General features: G+C 37.6%; 3 protein-coding genes. All 3 read left to right on the top strand.

The genetic code is table 11. The features are described from left to right. On the top strand, nucleotides 1-2,243 hold a 2,243-nt coding region (locus RRG12_RS41750; protein WP_420763198.1), incomplete at its 5' end, for a plasmid replication protein, CyRepA1 family. 43 nt (nucleotides 2,244-2,286) lie between these two features. Further along, the gene (locus RRG12_RS41745; protein WP_420759939.1) at nucleotides 2,287-2,949 is read left to right on the top strand and encodes a Uma2 family endonuclease; all 663 of its coding nucleotides are present in this window, start codon (nucleotides 2,287-2,289) and stop codon (nucleotides 2,947-2,949) included. Nucleotides 2,950-3,188: 239 nt separating this feature from the next. Next, nucleotides 3,189-3,730 (top strand): tetratricopeptide repeat protein (locus tag RRG12_RS41740; protein WP_420763197.1); only part of this gene is annotated, 542 nt, incomplete at its 3' end.

The following is a 3,730-nucleotide window of genomic DNA, read 5'->3' as shown; positions in this document are numbered from 1 at the left end:
CCTTCAACCGTCCTTATATAGGTGAAATACCTTTCCCCACCTCTGGATTAGTAGGAGTCAAATCAGCGAAAGGAACGGGGAAAACTACGGCATTGCAAGGCGTTGTTCAACAAGCAAAAAATCGAAACCAACCCGTTTTGTTAATTACTCACAGAATCCTACTTGGAAGATTTTTGTGTGAAAAAATTGGTATTCAATGGGGAACACATAAAGAAGATGGTGAGAAAAAAATTAATAAAACACTTACCCCTGCTCCTCCCATTCTCCGCTCTCTCTTTCCTCAGCAATCCCTGGGATTGTGCGTTGATTCGATTTGGAAACTTAACCCGGAAAATTGGCGCGGGGCGATAGTAATTTTAGATGAAGTAGAGCAATCTTTATGGCATCTGTTAAATAGTAATACTTGTAAGCACAAGCGGGTAAAAATATTAAAGTTATTCCAGCAACTTATTGCAACAGTTTTAACAAGTGGGGGATTGGTAATTGCCCAAGATGCTGATTTATCAGATGTTTCACTTGAATATTTACAAGGATTAGCAGGAATTAAATTAACACCTTGGGTAGTTCTCAACCAGTGGAAACCTCAGCAAGGTTGGGATGTGACTTTTTATGATTCACCGAATCCTACACCGCTAATTCACCAACTAGAACTGGATTTACTTGCGGGACGTAAATGTTATGTTACTACCGATAGTCGGGCTGGGCGTTATAGTTGTGAAACAATTGAACGTTATCTGAAAGAACGGCTACAAAAATTACGGCGACAATTTCCTAAAACTCTAGTAGTTAGTAGTCACACTACAAACACACCTGGTCATGCAGCAGTTGATTTTATTGCAGCAATTAATCAAAAGATATCTGAATACGACGGCGTTTTTGTTACCCCTAGTCTTGGTACAGGAATTAGTATTGATGTTCAACATTTTGATCGAGTTTATGGCATTTTTCAAGGGGTAATTCCTGACTCGGAAGCAAGACAAGCTTTAGCAAGAGTCCGGGATGATGTACCGCGTGTTGTCTGGTGTGCTAAACGAGGTATTGGTCTAATTGGTAGTGGGAGTACAAATTATCGCTTGCTATCTGATTGGTATCAGGAAAATCAAAAAGAAAACTTAGCTTTGCTGAGTCCATTACATAAAATAGATGTAGATTTACCCTTAGTTTATGACCCGATTCATTTGCGAACTTGGGCGAAGTTATCTGCAAGAGTCAATGCTTCTATTCGTCTCTATCGGCAATCGATGCAAGATGGTTTAATTGCTGATGGGCATCAAATTCAGGTGCGGAGTAATGCGGTTCACAATAATATTATTCGAGATTTACGTCTAGCTTTTCTAGCAACTGATGCTGATGATTTAGCTACCCGCAAAAGGTTAATTTTAGAAATTGTTAAGGTTCAAAAAGATTGGGCACAAAGTCGTCAAAAAGCTAAAGAAATTAAACGTAAAATTAAAGAAATTAAGCAGCAGAATCAATTATCGGTAGCATCTGCTGTAGCTAATGCTAAAGATATTGATTATGTGGAGTATGAGCAGTTATTAGTTAAGCATTCCCTAACGGATGGAGAACGCAACCAAATTAATAAATATGTTCTTAGACAAAGATATGGTGTAGAAATTACTCCTTGGCTGAAATTGCAGGATGAACAAGGATATTATCGTCAGTTGTTAATCCACTATTATTTAACCCATGAAAGCGAATATTTTCACGTTAGAGATGAGCAAGAATGGCATCAACAATTATCTTGGGGTGAAGGTAAAGTTTTTCTCCCAGATTTAAAAACTTATACGCTCAAGGTTGAAGCTATGAGAGCTTTAGGGATGCTTCAGTTTCTTGAAGAAAAACGCGAATTCAGTGAAAATGATCCAGATTTGATATTGCTAAAAAATATTGCTTTTCAGCATAGTAAGCATATTAAAAGAGCGCTTGGTATTAACTTAGTTGGAGAAAAAGAGCAGGTTTCAGCAATAAAAATACTTGGACGATTGTTAAATTTGTTGGGTTTGAAGCTGAAGCGAGTAAATGAGGTTTATCAAATTGATTTAGAAACGCTATATGATGGTAGGGAGAAAATATTTGCTGTTTGGCATCAACGAGATGAGTTGATGTTGGCTCATGTTAAGAGTGTTGGTTATGAATTGCCTGATTATTCTTCAGACTGGAAATTTGAAATTTTACAAACGAAGTCTGAAAAGATAGACCACAGTTTATCTACCTATACTTTCCCATTATCCAAGATATAAGAATTAAGTTTAAATTTAGATATTGATGATTGAGGACTAGTTTATGTTCAAGTACAATCCTTTGGACTGCCTACCTTCGTCGGCAGAATTACCAGATTCAGATAATACCCCTGTGGATAACGAACTCCAAATATTAATTCCCAACTTATTGTTAGCCATCTTAGCCTCGATTTGGCAAAACCGCGATGACTGGTTTTTCGGTATTAACATGGGTATTTATCATACACCAAATATTGGAGCTATAGTTCCTGACGGTTTCTTGAGTTTAGATGTAGAACGTTTTGTTGGAGAAAATGGACGTTCTAGTTATGTTTTGTGGGAAGAAGAAGGCATTCCGCCAATTTTAGCTTTAGAAGTTGTTTCTCAAACTTACAATGGCGAATACGAACAAAAAAAAATTGATTATGCCGAATTAGGCATTTTGTATTATGTCATTTATGCACCAACTCGCCTCCGCCGGAAGCGTCAACGCTTGGAAGTTTATCGCTTAGTTGAAGGTAAATACATTTTACAAACAGGGGATAAAATTTGGATGCCAGAAATTGCTTTAGGTATTGGACGGGAACAGGGTACTTATCAAGGAAGGATGCGAGAATGGTTATATTGGTATGATGAGGATGGTAACAGATACTCAACACCAGAAGAACAATTGCAAAATCTGTTAGCCAGACTACAACAGCAAGGAATTGACCCAAACACACTTTAAATAGTTGAGAGTTAACCGCTAATTAATAATTACAATATGAAAGTTGATAAATAACAGATAGTTATGATTCGTTTACAGCTTGTCCAAAAGTATCTACTTTCAATTAACTAAAACTGGTTCGCAAGATTAAAACAAAAAATTATTGCAACAGGTACAATAGTAGTTGTAATTTTTTCAAAATATATCGTTAAGAATCCTGATGCTTTAGGCTAGATAATGTCAAAAGCCAAAAAAATTATATGAATGCGGAAGATTTTTTCAACCAAGGATTAAAGTATAATTTACAAGGGGAGTATCAAGCCGCGATCGCAGCTTACACCCAAGCAATCACGTTAAACCCTGATTATGCCGAAGCTTACCACAATCTAGGGCTGATCTTAAGTGGTCAACTCAAAGATTATCGTACTGCGATCGCTAACTTCAATCGCGCCATCGAAATCAATCCCAATTTTGCCATAGCGTATTACAACCGGGCTAATGCTCGTTACTTTTTAGCCGATTATCAAGGCGCGATCGCAGATCATAACGTAGCTTTACAAGTAGATCCCAATTTAGCGCAATCTTACCACAGCCGAGGGAATGCCTACTTTGCTTTGGAAAACTACGACCAAGCGATCGCAGATTATATCCAAACAATAGAAATGAGTACCCAATTAGCTGATAACATCAATATTGATATTGCCAACGCTTATCATAATCGCGGCGTGACTCGTTTTGAACGTGGCGATCATCAAGGAGCGATCGCAGATTTTCAGCAAGTTTTACAATGGCATCCCCATTT

This window comes from Nostoc sp. CALU 546 (assembly GCF_048836525.1).
The sequence above is the reverse complement of the archived record's forward strand: the minus strand, read 5'-3'. Positions and strand labels throughout refer to the sequence as shown.

Excerpts from the sequence above, each read along its gene's own strand:
- RRG12_RS41745 (WP_420759939.1), top strand. The coding sequence starts at position 2,287 with ATGTTCAAGTACAATCCTTTGGACTGCCTACCTTCGTCGGCAGAATTA.